This is a genomic window from Acinetobacter sp. A1 (assembly GCF_012371315.1).
Taxonomy (GTDB): Bacteria; Pseudomonadota; Gammaproteobacteria; order Pseudomonadales; family Moraxellaceae; genus Acinetobacter.
On sequence record NZ_JAAZQY010000008.1, the window covers coordinates 73,790 to 90,250 of the forward strand.

The 16,461-nt window shown below is 42.4% G+C and carries 16 protein-coding genes and 2 tRNA genes; 12 read left to right on the forward strand and 6 right to left on the reverse strand.

The genetic code is table 11. The features are described 5' to 3' along the window. The first annotated feature begins 62 nt into the window (after nucleotides 1-62). From HHA41_RS04910 to HHA41_RS04925, 4 genes are all read left to right on the forward strand, one after another. Nucleotides 63-1,340: an aminotransferase class V-fold PLP-dependent enzyme gene (locus HHA41_RS04910; RefSeq protein WP_168460770.1), complete on the forward strand. Its 1,278-nt coding sequence runs from the start codon at nucleotides 63-65 to the stop codon at nucleotides 1,338-1,340. A 306-nt stretch (nucleotides 1,341-1,646) separates the two neighbouring features. Continuing rightward, nucleotides 1,647-2,534, forward strand: coding sequence for an SDR family NAD(P)-dependent oxidoreductase (locus HHA41_RS04915; RefSeq protein ID WP_168460772.1), 888 nt, complete (start codon nucleotides 1,647-1,649; stop codon nucleotides 2,532-2,534). A gap of 204 nt (nucleotides 2,535-2,738) precedes the next feature. Continuing rightward, complete coding sequence (locus HHA41_RS04920; RefSeq protein WP_168460774.1) at nucleotides 2,739-3,029, forward strand: hypothetical protein; 291 nt, start codon at nucleotides 2,739-2,741, stop codon at nucleotides 3,027-3,029. A gap of 106 nt (nucleotides 3,030-3,135) precedes the next feature. Beyond that, a complete protein-coding gene (locus tag HHA41_RS04925; protein WP_168460776.1) occupies nucleotides 3,136-3,447 on the forward strand; it encodes a hypothetical protein in 312 nt (103 codons plus the stop codon). 87 nt (nucleotides 3,448-3,534) lie between these two features. On the opposite strand, the gene HHA41_RS04930 is transcribed toward HHA41_RS04925, so the two are convergent. Continuing rightward, complete coding sequence (locus HHA41_RS04930; RefSeq protein WP_168460778.1) at nucleotides 3,535-5,886, reverse strand: Tex family protein; 2,352 nt, start codon at nucleotides 5,884-5,886, stop codon at nucleotides 3,535-3,537. A 347-nt stretch (nucleotides 5,887-6,233) separates the two neighbouring features. Between HHA41_RS04930 and ompR the strand changes: the two genes are divergently transcribed. The 3 genes from ompR (at nucleotide 6,234) to HHA41_RS04945 (ending at nucleotide 10,460) form a co-directional block, all read left to right on the forward strand. Next, entirely contained in the window at nucleotides 6,234-6,998 is a 765-nt protein-coding gene (ompR, locus tag HHA41_RS04935) for a two-component system response regulator OmpR (RefSeq protein ID WP_168460780.1), read from the forward strand. A 170-nt stretch (nucleotides 6,999-7,168) separates the two neighbouring features. Beyond that, nucleotides 7,169-8,629: an ATP-binding protein gene (locus tag HHA41_RS04940; RefSeq protein ID WP_168460783.1), complete on the forward strand. Its 1,461-nt coding sequence runs from the start codon at nucleotides 7,169-7,171 to the stop codon at nucleotides 8,627-8,629. A 307-nt stretch (nucleotides 8,630-8,936) separates the two neighbouring features. After that, the gene (locus tag HHA41_RS04945; protein ID WP_168460784.1) at nucleotides 8,937-10,460 is read left to right on the forward strand and encodes an acetyl-CoA hydrolase/transferase family protein; all 1,524 of its coding nucleotides are present in this window, start codon (nucleotides 8,937-8,939) and stop codon (nucleotides 10,458-10,460) included. Nucleotides 10,461-10,563: 103 nt separating this feature from the next. Here the strand turns inward: HHA41_RS04945 and HHA41_RS04950 are convergent, their stop codons facing one another. The 5 genes from HHA41_RS04950 to HHA41_RS04970 form a co-directional block, all read right to left on the reverse strand. After that, nucleotides 10,564-10,977 (reverse strand): hypothetical protein, encoded by a 414-nt coding sequence (locus tag HHA41_RS04950; RefSeq protein ID WP_168460785.1) that lies wholly within the window; start codon nucleotides 10,975-10,977, stop codon nucleotides 10,564-10,566. A 98-nt stretch (nucleotides 10,978-11,075) separates the two neighbouring features. Then, a complete protein-coding gene (locus tag HHA41_RS04955; RefSeq protein ID WP_168460786.1) occupies nucleotides 11,076-11,810 on the reverse strand; it encodes a class I SAM-dependent methyltransferase in 735 nt (244 codons plus the stop codon). A 154-nt stretch (nucleotides 11,811-11,964) separates the two neighbouring features. Then, nucleotides 11,965-12,040 (reverse strand) — tRNA-Phe (locus tag HHA41_RS04960). A gap of 134 nt (nucleotides 12,041-12,174) precedes the next feature. Next, nucleotides 12,175-12,250, reverse strand: a tRNA-Phe gene (locus tag HHA41_RS04965). 142 nt (nucleotides 12,251-12,392) lie between these two features. Beyond that, entirely contained in the window at nucleotides 12,393-12,770 is a 378-nt protein-coding gene (locus HHA41_RS04970; protein WP_168460788.1) for a GNAT family N-acetyltransferase, read from the reverse strand. 97 nt (nucleotides 12,771-12,867) lie between these two features. Between HHA41_RS04970 and hisB the strand changes: the two genes are divergently transcribed. From hisB to hisA, 5 genes are all read left to right on the forward strand, one after another. Beyond that, complete coding sequence (gene hisB, locus HHA41_RS04975; protein WP_004974403.1) at nucleotides 12,868-13,461, forward strand: imidazoleglycerol-phosphate dehydratase HisB; 594 nt, start codon at nucleotides 12,868-12,870, stop codon at nucleotides 13,459-13,461. Beyond that, nucleotides 13,461-14,078 (forward strand): imidazole glycerol phosphate synthase subunit HisH, encoded by a 618-nt coding sequence (gene hisH / locus HHA41_RS04980; protein ID WP_104852663.1) that lies wholly within the window; start codon nucleotides 13,461-13,463, stop codon nucleotides 14,076-14,078. Before hisB ends, hisH begins: the two co-directional genes overlap by 1 nt. A gap of 169 nt (nucleotides 14,079-14,247) precedes the next feature. Beyond that, nucleotides 14,248-14,712, forward strand: coding sequence for a DUF805 domain-containing protein (locus HHA41_RS04985; RefSeq protein WP_168460790.1), 465 nt, complete (start codon nucleotides 14,248-14,250; stop codon nucleotides 14,710-14,712). 162 nt (nucleotides 14,713-14,874) lie between these two features. Then, nucleotides 14,875-15,552 carry a 3'-5' exonuclease gene (locus HHA41_RS04990; protein WP_168460791.1) on the forward strand — a complete coding sequence of 226 codons (678 nt, stop codon included), beginning with the start codon at nucleotides 14,875-14,877 and terminating at the stop codon, nucleotides 15,550-15,552. A gap of 67 nt (nucleotides 15,553-15,619) precedes the next feature. After that, complete coding sequence (gene hisA / locus HHA41_RS04995; RefSeq protein ID WP_168460793.1) at nucleotides 15,620-16,351, forward strand: 1-(5-phosphoribosyl)-5-[(5-phosphoribosylamino)methylideneamino]imidazole-4-carboxamide isomerase; 732 nt, start codon at nucleotides 15,620-15,622, stop codon at nucleotides 16,349-16,351. The last annotated feature ends 110 nt before the right edge of the window (nucleotides 16,352-16,461 follow it).

Here is a 16,461-nt window from a genome sequence, read left to right on the forward strand (position 1 = left end):
CTTTCTTTCATATTGAAAAATGCTAGACTCAAGCCAATTTAACTCACGAAGATGAAGTAAACATGACCTATAAAGACGAAACCTTGGCGATTCATGCAGGATACAGCCCAGAACCGACCACCAAAGCAGTAGCTGTACCAATTTATCAAACTACATCGTATGCCTTTGATAATACACAACATGGTGCCGATTTATTCGATTTAAAAGTACAAGGCAACATTTATACCCGTATTATGAACCCGACCACTGCGGTGTTGGAGCAACGTGTTGCTGCACTTGAAGGCGGGATTGGCGCCTTGGCTTTGGCATCAGGTATGGCTGCTATTACTTATGCGATTCAGACCATTACCGAAGCAGGTGACAACATTGCTTCAGTATCGACTTTATATGGCGGGACATACAACTTATTTGCTCATACTTTGCCAAAACAAGGCATTGGAGTGCGTTTCTTCGATTATCAGAATCCAGAAGCACTGCGTGACTTGATTGATGACAAAACCAAACTGGTATTTGTAGAGTCAATTGGTAACCCACTGGGCAATATTATTGACCTTGAGGCGATTGCCAAAATTGCACACGAATACGGTATTCCTGTAGTGGTAGATAACACTGTGGCCACGCCTGTATTGCAAAAATCATTTGATTTCGGTGCAGATATCATCATCCACTCACTGACCAAATATATTGGCGGTCATGGTACCTCTATTGGTGGCATTATTGTCGATAGCGGTAAATTCCCTTGGGGCAAATATCCTGAACGCTTTAAAGCACTCAACACACCAGACCCAAGCTATCACGGTGTCAATTATGTAGAAGCCTTAGGTGCTGCAGCTTATATCGCACGTGCACGTGTAGTACCACTACGCAACACAGGTGCAGCCATTAGCCCGCACAACGTATTCCTGATTTTGCAAGGCCTAGAAACCCTAAGCTTGCGCATGGAACGCCATACCGAAAATGCGCAAAAAGTAGCGGAATATTTACAGGCTCATCCAAAAGTAAAATGGGTCAATTACGCAGGTTTAAAAGACCACCCTCAACATGCATTGGCGCAAAAATACGTAAAAGGCAAGCCATCGGCAATTCTGTCTTTTGGTGTACAAGATGGCCGTGAAGGTGGCACCCGCTTTATTGATGCCTTACAACTGTTCACTCGTTTGGTAAATATTGGTGATGCCAAGAGCTTAGCATGTCACCCTGCGACCACCACACACCGTCAGCTAAATGTCGATGAACTGAAAGCCGCAGGCGTAAGTGAAGATATGGTGCGTTTATCTATCGGGATTGAACATGCCGATGACTTAATTGCCGATTTGGAACAGGCTCTCGCTGCTGTATAAAAACTCATCAGTTCAAGTTTTATACTGGCATCCTGCTGATTTATTTCAACAGGATGCCTTTTTATTTTAATTTTTCCTTGAATGTCTTTGCATTAGCTTTATTTCATGGTAAAAATAAGAATAGCCAGCGTATTAAAATAGAGCAATTACTCTAAATTCATCTGAAAATTCAATCACTTATTTCATAGCTTTTTTTACACAATCGGCTATCATAAAGCCAAGTAAATTAGTCCAGATCACGGTAGGATTTGGATGAGCAATCTCAATAAAAACGACAATCTGGGAACTTAAATCAGGAATATTAGCGTGAAGCCAAAATTAGAGAAACTTTTTCAAAAGCGTGTAAATGGTAAAGTTGCCCTTATTACAGGTGCATCAAGTGGTATCGGTTTAACAGTGGCACATAAACTGGCCGATGCGGGTGCGCATGTGCTTTTAGTTGCACGTACTCAGGAAACCTTAGAACAAGTCAAAGCTGAAATTGAAGCCCGTGGAGGTAAAGCTTCGGTTTTCCCTTGCGACCTAAACGATATGCAATCGATTGATGCAGTATCACAACAGATTCTTGCTTCAGTCGACCATATTGATATTCTGATTAACAATGCAGGTCGTTCAATCCGTCGTGCAGTACACGAATCGGTTGACCGTTTCCACGACTTTGAACGTACCATGCAATTGAACTATTTTGGCGCGGTACGTTTGGTGCTAAATATTTTACCGCAGATGATGCATCGTAAAGATGGCCATATCATCAATATCAGCTCGATTGGTGTATTGGCCAACGCAACTCGCTTCTCTGCTTATGTTGCATCTAAAGCTGCGCTAGACGCATTTAGTCGCTGTCTATCTGCAGAAGCGCATACGCATAAAATTGCAATTACTTCGGTGTATATGCCATTGGTGCGTACCCCAATGATTGCACCAACTAAAATTTATAAATACGTGCCAACGCTTTCACCTGAACAAGCTGCAGATTTAATTGCTTATGCAATTGTGAAACGTCCGAAGAAAATTGCGACACATCTGGGTCGTTTGGCTTCAATCACTTATGCAATTGCACCAGACATCAACAACAAACTCATGTCAATTGGTTATAACCTGTTCCCGAGTTCAACCGCTTCAGTCGGCGAACAGCAAAAACTCAACTGGGTACAAAAAGCGTATGCGCGTTTATTCCCAGGTGAACACTGGTAATTCAACCTGCTCAAATTTGAATTTAGGCGACCAATCGGTCGCCTATTTTATGGCTTCATTTTTACATCCCTTGCAATACCACAACATCAATTCAACAGTTCTTGAATGGTTTCAAGCTTTGTTTTCATGCAAATTTAAGCAAATTTTAATCTTGGCTTAAGAAAGCAACATCACAATAAGTGCAAGAATGAAAGGGACAATAAAATGAAAACACTGTATTTTTTTAAGCTGTTTTGTTTTTCTGCTGCGGCTTTGAGCGCCTACCACTTATATGCTGAGCTGATGCACAATCCTATAAATATTTTCCAAGTGATTACTTTGGCAGGTTTAATTGTGGTGCTATCGGAGCTCGGCTATCGCAGTCGACTTACAACTTCTGTTCCTGCAAGCTCTGCAACACAAGCAGATGCTCCAACAGACTATGCTTATCTGTGTTCTAAATTGGCAGCAAGCAGTATTGCTACCTGTTTTATTGTGCAAAGCTGGATGGCTTAAAACATTCCTCCAACAATCTAAACCACCACGTGTAATCCGACAAAACATTCAATTGATGGATTGTTTTATGCTATAACACAGCTGTTTTAAGTCGTTTGAATGAATTATGCGAGCCCTAGCCCTCATTTTACAATATGGCTGTTTTGCCTTTGCCTTGTTTCTGAGTTATCAGGTTGCAATGGCGCTTTATCAGCAAGAATATGAATTACTGGAAATTGTTGCAGATATCGGCACGATTTTAATTTGTATTGATTTGGGCGTATTTTTATTTAGCAGTAAAGCTTCACAAGGTTTAAGCCTTCAGGAATATGCCCGCCAACTTGAAGCACCGCCCTCTAAATTAGTGGCCGTCACACGTAAACTTGGGCATTTGGGAATTATGCTCATTTTAGTGAGTTGGATTGTGCCGTTGATATAAATTGAATTTAAAAATCTACAGCTAAAAATTAGCTGTAAAACAAAAAGCTCCCTCAATTCGGGAGCTTTTTGTTGGGGTAATTAAAGATTACTTTGAACCTTTAAGCCCTGCTTGTAACAACAAGGCACCTAAACCACCAATTTTATTCTCTTGTGGTTTAGCAGCTTGTGGCTTTTTAGCCTGTGGGCGATCCGCCTGAGAGCGCGACTGCTGCGGACGTTTCGCCTGCGGCTTACGCTCTGTACGTTGCTCTTGATCACGACGTGGCGTACGTGCCGCTTTAACAGGTGCAGCCGAACCGTCTGGACGCATCGACAAGTTTACACGGTTACGCTCTACATCAACCTGTAACACACGCACTTGAACAATTTGACCTGGTTTCACCACTTTATGCGGATCGGCCACAAATTCATTGGCCAATTCAGAAATATGCACCAAACCATCCTGATGCACACCCACATCCACAAAAGCACCGAAGTTGGTTACATTGGTCACCACGCCTTCAAGCTGCATGCCTTCAGTCAACTGTGCCACTTCAGTCACATCTTCACGGAATTTTGCAGTACGGAATTCAGGACGAGGGTCACGACCTGGTTTTTCCAATTCAGATAAGACATCCTGAATCGTTGGTAAACCGACTTGCTCATCTACAAATTCTTCCGCATTCACCGAACGGATAATTTCGGTATTGCCAATAATATCCTTAACTGTCGTCGCTTTCGCTGCAACGATTTTTTCCACCAAACCATAAGATTCTGGGTGAACAGCAGAGGCATCTAAAGGCTCAGAACCGGCTTGAATACGCAAGAAACCAGCCGCTTGCTCAAAGGTACGTTCGCCTAAGCGTGGTACATTTTTCAAGGCTTGGCGGTTATCAAAACGACCATGCTCTTTACGGTAATCTACAATTTGCTGTGCAATTGATTTATTCAAACCCGCGATATAACCCAGAATTGCTGAAGATGCGGTATTCACATCTACACCCACCGAGTTCACACAGTCTTCAACCACGGCTTCCAGTGTTTTTGCCAAACCTGCCTGATTTACGTCGTGTTGATACTGACCCACACCAATCGATTTCGGATCAATTTTAACCAATTCAGCCAATGGGTCTTGTAAACGGCGGGCAATAGACACTGCACCACGAATCGACACATCTAGCTCTGGTAATTCTTGTGAAGCCAATTCAGAAGCCGAATACACCGATGCACCCGCTTCAGACACAGACACGCGCGTCAGTTTCAAATCACTGTGTGCAGCCATCATTTCAGCCACAACTGCTTCAGTTTCACGGCTCGCTGTACCATTACCAATCGCAATTAAATCGACATTGTGTTCACGGCATAAACGCGCAAGTTCTTCAATCGCACCCGCTTTATCTTCTTTTGGTGCAAATGGATAAACTGTGCTATGTGCAACCACATCGCCAGATTGATTCACGACTGCCAGTTTCACACCTGTACGGATACCAGGGTCAACGCCTAGCGTACATCGTGCACCTGCAGGTGCAGACAACAGCAAATGGCGTAAGTTTTCTGCAAATACATCCATTGCTTCTGCTTCGGCAGCAAGACGTTTTTCAGTCAATAATGAATGTTCGATTTGTGGACGTACTTTGCCCAACCAGAACAATTTTGCCGTTTGTTTTAAAAAGTCCTGACGTGCTTGCGGCTGAATCTGATCTAAATTGTATTCAGTTTCAATACGTGCCAAAGGTGCACTGTCTTCACCATCAACTTTTAAGCCCAAGACGTTTTCTTGGCGACCACGCAACATCGCCAATAAACGATGGGATGGCACTTTGTTCAGGTTTTCTGAAAAATCAAAGTAATCGCGGAATTTTTTGCCCACTTCTTTTTTCTCATCAGAAGCAACCAAGCTTTTTAATACCGCTGTTTTGGCAAAAATTTCTTTTAATTCGGTGGTCAAGGCAATATTTTGTGCCCATTCATCAATTAGAATGTGTTGCACAGCATCTAGCTGACTGTCTACATCTGGATAGTCTGCATGGCTAAAGCCTGCTAAAGCTTCGCTTGGCTCGACTTGTTCTGCAAAAATTCGCGCTGCAATTGGACCTAAACCTGCTTCTTTGGCTTTAAACGATTTACTAGTACGTTTAGGACGGTAAGGCGCATAAATTTCTTCTAAGGCATTTTTGGTTTCAGCAGCGTTTACCCGTGCCAATAAATCATCAGATAATTTATCTTGTTCTTTGAGTGATTCTATTACTTTTTCGCGACGCTCATATAAATCACGTAAATACGATAAACGTGTATCGAGCTGACGTAGCTGCGTGTCATCTAAACCTTGCGTCACTTCTTTACGGTAACGTGCAATAAATGGAACGCTAGCACCTTCATCAATAAGTTTGATGGCAGCTTCTACTTGATTTGGTCGTACGGCAAGTTCTTTTGCTAACTGCTGAACTAAGTCAGTCATCGTGTGTGATCCTACAAGGATAAGTACTAAAAGCCATGATTATAAAGACCAAGACTATAAAATCCACAATTGTTTTATGAATTTTATAAATGGTGGTGTTTTGGCAATTTTTGCCAATTCGGGAAAATTTTATAAATCTAAATAAAATTCAGGCTTATGTTAGACTCAAATGGGCAAATATGTCAGTTTTTGTCATGGGAATGCTGTATATATTTGGTATCTATGTCTTGATTTTATCTGCAATATTTGTTGCTTTAGAGCATAGGCAAAAGATACCAATGAATCGTATACTCAAAGCCAACTCAACTTTTTGTTTACGATGACAATAAAGAATAAAGGAGCACATCATGAGTTTAGTTGTACCTGCTGAAAAAACAGATGCCGTACACAACGAAACTGACCGCGTTGAACGCATTCTCGTCGTCGATGATGATGTGCGTTTACGTACCCTGTTACAACGTTTCTTGGAAGATAAGGGATTTGTGGTTAAAACCGCCCACGATGCAACGCAAATGGATCGTTTGTTACAGCGTGAACTCTTCTCTTTAATCGTACTGGATTTTATGCTGCCTGTAGAAGATGGTTTAAGTATTTGCCGTCGTTTACGTCAATCTAACATCGACACGCCAATTATTATGCTGACGGCTCGCGGCAGTGACTCTGACCGTATTGCAGGTCTTGAAGCAGGTGCAGATGATTATTTGCCAAAACCATTTAATCCAAACGAACTGTTAGCTCGTATTCGTGCCGTATTGCGTCGTCAAGTGCGAGAAGTTCCGGGGGCACCAAGTCAACAAATGGAAGTGGTCGGTTTTGGCCCATGGTCACTAGATTTATCGACCCGCACTTTGACACGTGAAGGTCAGGTCGTCACCCTAACTACAGGTGAGTTTGCAGTACTCAAAGCGTTGGTACAACATCCTCGTGAGCCTTTAACCCGTGACAAGTTAATGAATTTAGCGCGTGGTCGTGAATGGGGTGCGATGGAGCGTTCGATTGATGTTCAGGTTTCACGTTTACGTCGTTTAATTGAAGAAAACCCTGCCCGTGCACGTTATATTCAAACGGTTTGGGGTGTAGGTTATGTATTTGTTCCAGATGGTGCAGAATAAGTTGAAAATGATGTGAGGCTTAAGCCTCACATCTTCATGTAATGATCATCATTTATGCGCATACCGATCACTGTGCAAGAGTTAAAGAATAAACATTCTAATAACAAGTATATTCATCATAAAATTTCACTCAGCAAATTCGCTTTACAACTTCTGCCACAGGACAAGATGTGAAACTCGAACCCATCAACCCACAAGAGTTTACCGACTATGTGGCGTATTCTGAAAAGAAACGTACCCGCTGGGAGCGTTTTTTGGACAAAATCAAGCCACGCTCTGCAGCCATGCGTACCACGGTACTGGTGGTCTTTGTGGTGTTGTTTAGCCTGTTTATGTCGTTGTGGTTCTTTTGGCGCACCTTATATTTACCTGAAATTCAACAACACGCCCGCTATTTAGCGGTTGAACTGGAAATTTTAAACAATCCAGATTTGCGCATTTTTCACAATGAAGCCGAAGTCGATGTTGATGCATGGCTCAAAAATCGAGTCGGCATTGAATATGTGACCGATCCACGTGAGTTTCCCAATGTACGGGAAAAAGTCATTGCCGAATTTTTTACCCGACAAATTGAAAAGAAACTAGCAACTGAATTAAAAATGCACGATGTCACAGTATATTTTCAGTTTAAGCCAAGCCCTCGTATCTGGATTCAAACCCCAGAAATGAATGGCAACTGGGTACGTGAGCCACTTAAAACCTATGCCAATTACAGTCCTGAACTGGTGTTTGGCTGGCTCTTGGGTATCCCACTTTTCGCAGCCGCTATTATTTTAACTTTGGTGCGTCAGCTGAACCGCCCTTTGCGTCGTCTGCAAAATGCTGCTAACAGCTACAGTAAAACAGGCAAAGCACCCTATTTGGAAACCAATCACGGCCCGCAGGAAATTCGCGAGGTCAACCAAGCTTTTAACCAAATGATTTATACCTTGGAACAGACTGAACGTGATCGTCGGATCATGCTGGCGGGTATTTCTCACGACCTGCGCACGCCACTCACACGAATTCGCTTAAGTGCCGAAATGATGCCTGATGAAGACTTTTTAAAAGAAGGCTTAATTTACGATGTAGAAGATATGGATGCGATTTTGAATCAATTCATTTCTTATATGCGAGATGGTTCCGATGAAGAATTACAAGAAACTGATTTAAATGTGTTGTTACAGGAATTGATTATTCAGTTTAAACCTTTGGATATTCGCTATACCGCACAGGAACTACCTCTAATTCAGGCGCGTAGTTTGTCACTAAAACGTCTGATTGGTAACTTAATTAACAACTCTAAACGCTATGGGGCAGAACCAATTGAACTTTCTGCAGAAGTGCTGGAGGATCAGATTCGGATTAGTGTTGCCGACAACGGCACAGGAATTCCTGAAGACCAGATTGCTGATTTAATGCAGCCGTTTGTACGTGGCAATGAAGCGCGCACCGTACAAGGCAGTGGTTTAGGCTTAGCAATTGTAAAACGTATTGTCGATATTCATCAGGGCGAACTGACCATTCAAAACCGCGAACAAGGCGGATTAGAAGCCATTATTACCTTGCCACTACAACCCGAACAGGTTGAGGAAAAAAACAGCCTTGGCACACTGGAAAAAATCAAGCAAAGCCTGAGCGAGCACTTTTAATTGCCCTCAGCTTTGTATGCTGTTGAAATGGCTATATACCAAATTCAGACCAACAGCAAATCTGAAGTGCAATCAAAGCAAAAACTTCTCACAGCGCATATCAAAATTGTATAAAAATATATCAAATAAATTTTTACATTTATCAAGCGATATATAAATAAACTATTAAATTCAACTATTTATATATTATTTAATATTTTTATACCACCATTTAGGCAAAAAATTAGACCTTAGCCTAACACCTATGCAAAATACCTTTTTTGATCGGTACAATCGGTATCAGTTTAGTATTTTACGAGAGTTCACCATGTCTTTAGATCGCATCCGTTTAGCCTCCCTCCACGACAAAGTAATCAGCGCAGAACAAGCTGCTGAATTCGTTCAAGATGGTATGACCGTAGGTATGAGTGGCTTTACTCGTGCGGGTGAAGCAAAAGCAGTTCCACTTGCATTGGTTGCACGTGCAAAAACCAATCCTTTAAAAATTGATTTAATTACAGGTGCAAGTCTAGGTAACGATTTAGACAAGCAATTGACTGAAGCTGGTGTTTTGGCACGCCGTATGCCGTTCCAAGTAGACAACACTTTGCGTAAAGCAATTAACCAAGGTCAAGTTATGTTTATTGACCAGCACTTGTCTGAAACTGTTGAGCAAATGCGTAACAATACGCTTAAACGCCCAGACATCGCGATTGTTGAAGCAGTAGCTATTACTGAAGACAGCTTAATTATTCCAACAACTTCTGTAGGTAACTCTGCAAGCTTTGTTGAATTTGCAGATAAAGTCATTATTGAAATCAACACTACGGTAAGCACAGAATTTGAAGGTCTACACGACATTTATATTCCTGAAGCACGCCCAACACGTGGTCCAGTACCGTTAACTCACGTTGACCAACGCATTGGTACCAAAGGTATTCAGTTAGACCCAGCGAAAGTTGTAGGTATTGTATTTAACGATACTTTGCTTGACTCTCCATCTAACGTGACTGATCCAGATGACGAAACTCAAGCCATTGCAGATCACTTGATCGCATTCTTTGAAAATGAAGTTGCACAAGGTCGTTTACCGAAAAACCTAGCGCCATTACAAGCAGGTATCGGTTCAATTGCAAACGCAGTATTAACAGGCTTCAAACACTCTAACTTTGAAGACTTGGTCATGTACTCAGAAGTACTTCAAGACTGTACCTTTGAATTGATTGATGCAGGCAAAATGAAGTTCGCTTCTGGCTGTTCAATGACTTTGTCTGAAAAATGTGGTGATCGCGTATTTGGCAATCTTTCACACTACAAAGACAAATTCATTTTACGCCCACAAGAAATTTCTAACTTCCCAGAGTTAGTTCGTCGTTTAGGCATCATTGGTATTAACACTGCACTTGAGTTTGATATTTACGGTAACGTGAACTCAACACACGTATGTGGTACAAAAATGATGAACGGTATTGGTGGTTCAGGTGACTTCGCACGTAACGCACACTTGGCAATTTTCGTAACCAAGTCAATTGCGAAAGGCGGTGACATCTCATCTATCGTTCCTATGGCTGCACACGTAGACCACAACGAACACGACGTTGACATTTTGGTAACTGAACAAGGTTTAGCAGACTTACGCGGTCTTGCACCACGTGAACGTGCTCGTGCAATTATCGACAACTGTGTACACCCAATGTACCGCAATGCATTGAATGACTACTTCGAGCGTGCATGTGAAAAAGGTGGTCATACTCCTCACCTACTTCGTGAAGCATTGTCTTGGCATGCAAACTTTGAAGAACACGGTCACATGTTGACACCTGCACAACAAGAAGCGGCTCAACCAGCTTAATGTCTGTGTAACAAACGAAAATTAAAAAACGCCCTGATTCATTCAGGGCGTTTTTTATCTCTTAAATAATCACAACAATATCTTTTCTGACAACAGCGCTGATTTACTCAAATGCCAACACTTTAAACTCATCTATAAAATGCTGTCCCAATTGACGCAAACCATCCACACTGAGTGTGGTTTCAATCACACCTAAAGACACCACATCACGCTGAATTTGCAGCACTGTTTGACCCTGTGCATTGGTATAAAAACGTGTACTCAAATCGGCAAGTGTTGTATGCGAAAGACCCAAATGCTGACCCAAGTCTTGCTCATCCAATGCCTGTTTCACCACGTCTTGCGCAGTAAAACGATATTGATCTTGCATAACACTGAGTGAGTTTAATTGCGCATATTCTGCACTTAATGCACGATCATCCAACAGCTTCAAAGATTGAACATCTTCGTTGGCAGATGAAAGCGCAGGCAGGCACAGCGCAAAGCTAAATAAGAGAGGGAGAGAATATTTTGACATTGGACACCTCACACATTTCAAGATTACACATGTGGAGAAACATCCTTTTTCACCGAGCTTTTATGATACTTGCCAAGCGATTTAAAAGCAGTGCTTTTTTATGCCAAACGACCTAAACGCAGCAACACGGGGAACTGAATACCAAACACCTGAGTAGGCTGCTGCCGTAACAATTGCTGTAGTTCAAGCAAAGGCGTTTCTGTATGCTGCTTTAAATAATGCTGCAGCCCCGACCAAGTATTTAAATAATCCAACAACTGAGCTGCCGACCAACAATATTTCAGGCAAAGTTCAGGCGTGACTATTTCTTGGAATGGAAAAGGAATTGTGCGGTATAAGTCATCAATATAACGGCGCTCGGCATCCCAATAGCCCTTTAAAGTCTGAGCATACAAGCGCTGAATTTCAGTATTCACTGCCTTATCTTCTACCTGAATCAGACCATAGCCCACCGCAGCAAACACACCACTGGGTTTTAGTACCCGATGTACTTCGGCATAAAAAGCATCAAAGTCGAACCAGTGAATCGCTTGTGCGACCGTAATTAAATCTACACTTGCATCCGCCAATCCACTGTCTTGCGCCAAGCAGGTACGATAACTCACATTTGCCCACTGCGGTGCCAAATCCAACTGTGCTTGACTTAAATCTGTGGCTAAAATCTGCTGAAAATGTGGTACCAATAACTGGGTAAACTGCCCAGAACCTGCACCACAGTCCCACGCCAAACAGCGCTCGGGTACATGCTGCAAAATCGTATCGACGATTTCTGTTGAATACTGTGGACGCGCCTGACGATACAACGCACTTCCCTGCGAAAACAAATCTTTCATGCTGCAACTCCCTCACCCTGACCATTTGATTCTAATACAGCTTTTAAAATGAGTAGTGTGTACTTTGGATGAAGCGAGAGAGAACCGATTTGTATTCAACATTTTTATTTGGGCATAAAAAAAGCCTCAAACAATGTTTGAGGCTTTTTGAATATGGTGGCGAGACCCAGGATCGAACTGGGGACACACGGATTTTCAATCCGTTGCTCTACCGACTGAGCTATCACGCCAATGCCGTGTATTAAGCCGTATCTCGGCTGAATAGTCAATATAAATCATGACTTTTTTATTTGATCGCATAAATTTTATGCAAAAAAAATCCCTGATGGGATCAGGGATTGAAAACATTAAATCGTTTTGAATATGGTGGCGAGACCCAGGATCGAACTGGGGACACACGGATTTTCAATCCGTTGCTCTACCGACTGAGCTATCACGCCAATGACGCGTATTAAACAGTTTCAGTGATAAATCGTCAATAGTCTTTTTTGCTTTTCAGTGCAAATGTTTACTTTTACAGCAAAACCAAGATTATTTTGATGAAAAATCACCCTATATAATAGGCTGAGTATCTATACCAACTCACAATTTACCCAAATGCGCCAAACAACGGTGAATTGCGCCACAACCCGGCTGGAAATGCTGTACCCCTTTGGCTTCTTCGATACGGCATACCTCACTCACCAAACGGTCTGCTACCCCTCGCCCACGATTTGCAGGATGCACCACGATATATTCAAGCGTCCGACTGTCCTCTTGTCCCGTGCACCAAATCGCCCCAATCACTTTAGTATTAAATTCTGCCGTGTAAAGTAGGGTATACTGAGCTAAGTTCTGCTCAAGTTGGTTTACCGCATCTTGCCCATCGCCAAATTCAGGGCTGGTATCATACAGTCGCTCAAGCTGGCTGCGCACTTCGTTATTTTCTAGTGAAGTATAGGCATGTACGGTAATAGGCATTGATTAACCCTCCTGAGCAATCTAATATGCTGAGACTTCGTCACAGCGAAAACATATTTACATCAATCATTTTTGACGTTTTTTGAGGAACGTGTCTATGACCCAACGTATCAGTGAAGTGGTAAGAAATACCAACGAAACTAAAATTCGAGTTCGTGTGAATCTGGACGGTACGGGTCAAGGCACACTCAACACTGGCATTCCATTTTTAGACCATATGATTGATCAAATCAAGCGACACGGTTTGTTTGATATTGATATTCATTGTGATGGCGACTTGGAAATTGATGATCACCACACCGTAGAAGACTGCGGGATCACGCTTGGACAAGCTTTTGCTCAAGCCTTGGGTGATAAAAAAGGTTTAAAACGCTACGGTCACTTTTATGCACCGCTCGATGAATCTTTAAGCCGTGTCGTAGTGGATTTATCAGGTCGTCCAGGTTTATTTATGGATATTCCATTTACCCGTGCCCGCATTGGTAGCTTTGATGTAGATTTATTCTCAGAATTCTTCCAAGGCTTCGTCAACCACGCATTAATGACGCTGCACATTGACAACCTTAAAGGTAAAAACAGCCACCACCAAATTGAAAGCGTATTTAAAGCATTTGCACGTGCTTTACGCATGGCATGTGAAGTTGACCCACGTGCTGAAAATACTGTGGCTTCGACCAAAGGGACACTCTAATGACCCGAATTGCCCTTCTTGACTATGGCATGGGAAATTTACACTCGGCAGCCAAAGCTTTAGAGCATGTGGGTGCCACGGTGGATGTCACCAATGATCCAAAACTGATTGCACAAGCCGATAAAATCGTCTTTCCTGGCGTGGGTGCCATGCGTGACTGTATGCAGGGCATGCATGAAGCAGGAATTGATGAGGTGGTACGTAATGCAGTCTTTAATAAGCCTGTACTCGCCATTTGTGTGGGCATGCAGGCCTTGATGCAACGTTCTGAAGAAAATGGCGGTGCAGATGCGTTGGGTATTTTTGCTGGTACGGTTAAACGCTTTCCAGAAGTGGAAGGCTTAAAAGTACCGCACATGGGTTGGAATCAGGTACATCAACATGACCCGAGCCACCCCATGTGGAACAACATTGAACAAGACGCGCGTTTCTACTTCGTGCACAGTTTCTATGTTGAACCACAAGATGACAGCATTGTGGCCGCGACCTGTGATTACGGTCTAACCTTCTGTACCGCACTGCATCAAGATAACTTGTTTGCAACGCAGTTTCACCCAGAAAAAAGCCATACTGCGGGCTTACAGCTACTTAAAAATTTTGTGGAATGGAAAATTTAAGTTTTTCAAAGCACTGAATTTTTTCTAAAGCCGAGTGAATCTCGGCTTTATTTTTGCGTGAATGTTTTTCACTTTTCATCTGCTATTTTATTGTTTAAAATTAGCACGTTTTTTATACCTTTAATTCAAAAAAAATTTAACTCAATTTAAAAACCAAGGAATTACAACAATGAGTCAATATATAGAAGATTCTGCACTGAGTGCAGCGGGGCGTTTTGGTCGCATGTCTTTTTTAGCTTGGAACTGCTTACTCAGTTTCGCACTGACCCTGCTTATTTTAGTCATTGCAATTATTGCACCTAATCTTTTGGTCGATCTAAGCTCAGGCTCTATGGGCATTGGCATGATCTTACTTGTTATTATTTATATCGTTGCATTCTATTTTAGCTTTATTTTTACCATCCGTCGCCTACATGACCGCAATCACACTGGTTGGTTGTCTTTGCTAATTTTAGTGCCTGTAGTAAATATTATTCTGGGTTTATATCTGATCTTTGCCCCAGGCGATGACCGTCAGAATAGTTATGGTGCGCCACGTCCAACCGCAGGTTGGGAAAAAGTACTGGCTTGGATTTTCATTGTCCTAATTATTTTGGCAATCCTTGGCGGCTTATTTTCTGGCTTTATGGCATAGCGGCCTAAATCATACCCCATTGAAGTTTAAAATAGTCCACACCGCTTGGGCTATTTTTAACTTTTAAAATTTTCAAGCAAAGTGATATTTCAATATTTTAGACTTTGCCAAATTCTGCAAAATTCTTTAGGCTAAAACGGCTTCTTTACCGCTTTGAATATTATGGATCAAACCCGTTTGCGCACCCTGCCAAGCCCTGAGCAAATTCAACAATTACCACACTTTGAAAATCTGCCCCGCGCGCAGATTATGCTGATTCAAACGCTGGAACAATGCCTTGAAGTGGAAGCAGAATTAAAAACCACAGCCGTTTTGGGTTTCGACTCCGAATCTAAACCCACCTTTAATGTCGGTGAAGTGTCTACGGGCCCGCATTTAATTCAACTGGCAACGCTAGAAAAAGCCTATTTATTTCAGGTCAATGCCGATATTTGGCAATTTTTACAACCGATTTTTGCCAATCGGGATCAAATTAAAGTCGGTTTTGGGCTTAAAAATGATGCCCATTTATTTCGTAAAAAAGGCATGCAGTTGAATAGCGTGATTGAATTATCCAAATGTTTTGGCAGTTTTGGCTTTAAAAGTCCATTGGGGCTCAAAAATGCCATGGCCCTGTTATTTCATGTGAATTTTCCCAAAAGTAAAAGCATCAGCACCTCAAACTGGGCACGTCAATCACTTAGCGAAGCGCAAATTGCCTATGCCGCAGCCGATGCCTACGCACCTGTATTGGTATTTGAAGAATTAGGGCGTTTAGGTTTATTGCCCGATCACATTCCCAACAGCTCACTCAAATTGCGGATTCGCCCATCTAAAACAAAACCTGCAACAGATGCTTAGAGATTTAACAATACTTTGTTAAGATGCACAGATTGAATTCAATAAGTTTTTGGCAAGGAGCGAAAGCATGCTGATCATCCCTGCAATTGACCTGAAAGATGGCAAGTGTGTTCGTTTAAAACAAGGTCGTATGGAAGATGATACTGTATTTTCTGACGATCCAGTGGCGACTGCACAGCACTGGGTAAATGAAGGCGCGCGTCGCTTGCATTTAGTCGATTTAAACGGTGCTTTCGCAGGTACGCCAATCCATAAACCTGTGGTCGAAGCCATTGCAAAATCACAACCTGAGCTTCCAATTCAAATTGGTGGTGGTATTCGTTCACTCGAAACCATTGAACACTATTTAGATGCTGGCGTGTCTTTTGTGATTATTGGCACTAAAGCCGTGCAAGAGCCTGCTTTTGTAGAAGAAGCATGCAAAAAGTTTGCAGGACACATTATTGTCGGAATTGACGCCATGAATGGTATGGTGGCTACCGATGGCTGGGCCAACGTTACAGACGTTAAAGCAATAGATTTAGCCAAGCGTTTTGCCGATGCAGGCGTATCTAGCATTGTCTATACCGATATTGCCCGTGACGGCATGATGCAAGGTGTAAACGTTGAGCAAACCGTGAACTTGGCGCAATATTCAGGCTTGCCTGTGATTGCGTCGGGTGGTGTAACCAACTTAGATGACGTACGCAACTTAAAAGGTCAGCCAGGCATTCTAGGCGCTATTACAGGTCGTGCAATTTATGAAGGCACTTTAAGCCTGCGTGAAGCGCAATTGCTGTTAGATGAACAAGCCTTGTAATTGGTTCTGAGATGCTCAAAGAGGTCTACGGACCTGTTCCTTAAAATGTAATCAAACATAGTCAAGGACTAATTCGCACTCTGTTAATGTCTTGTTGCCAAGCGTGTAAC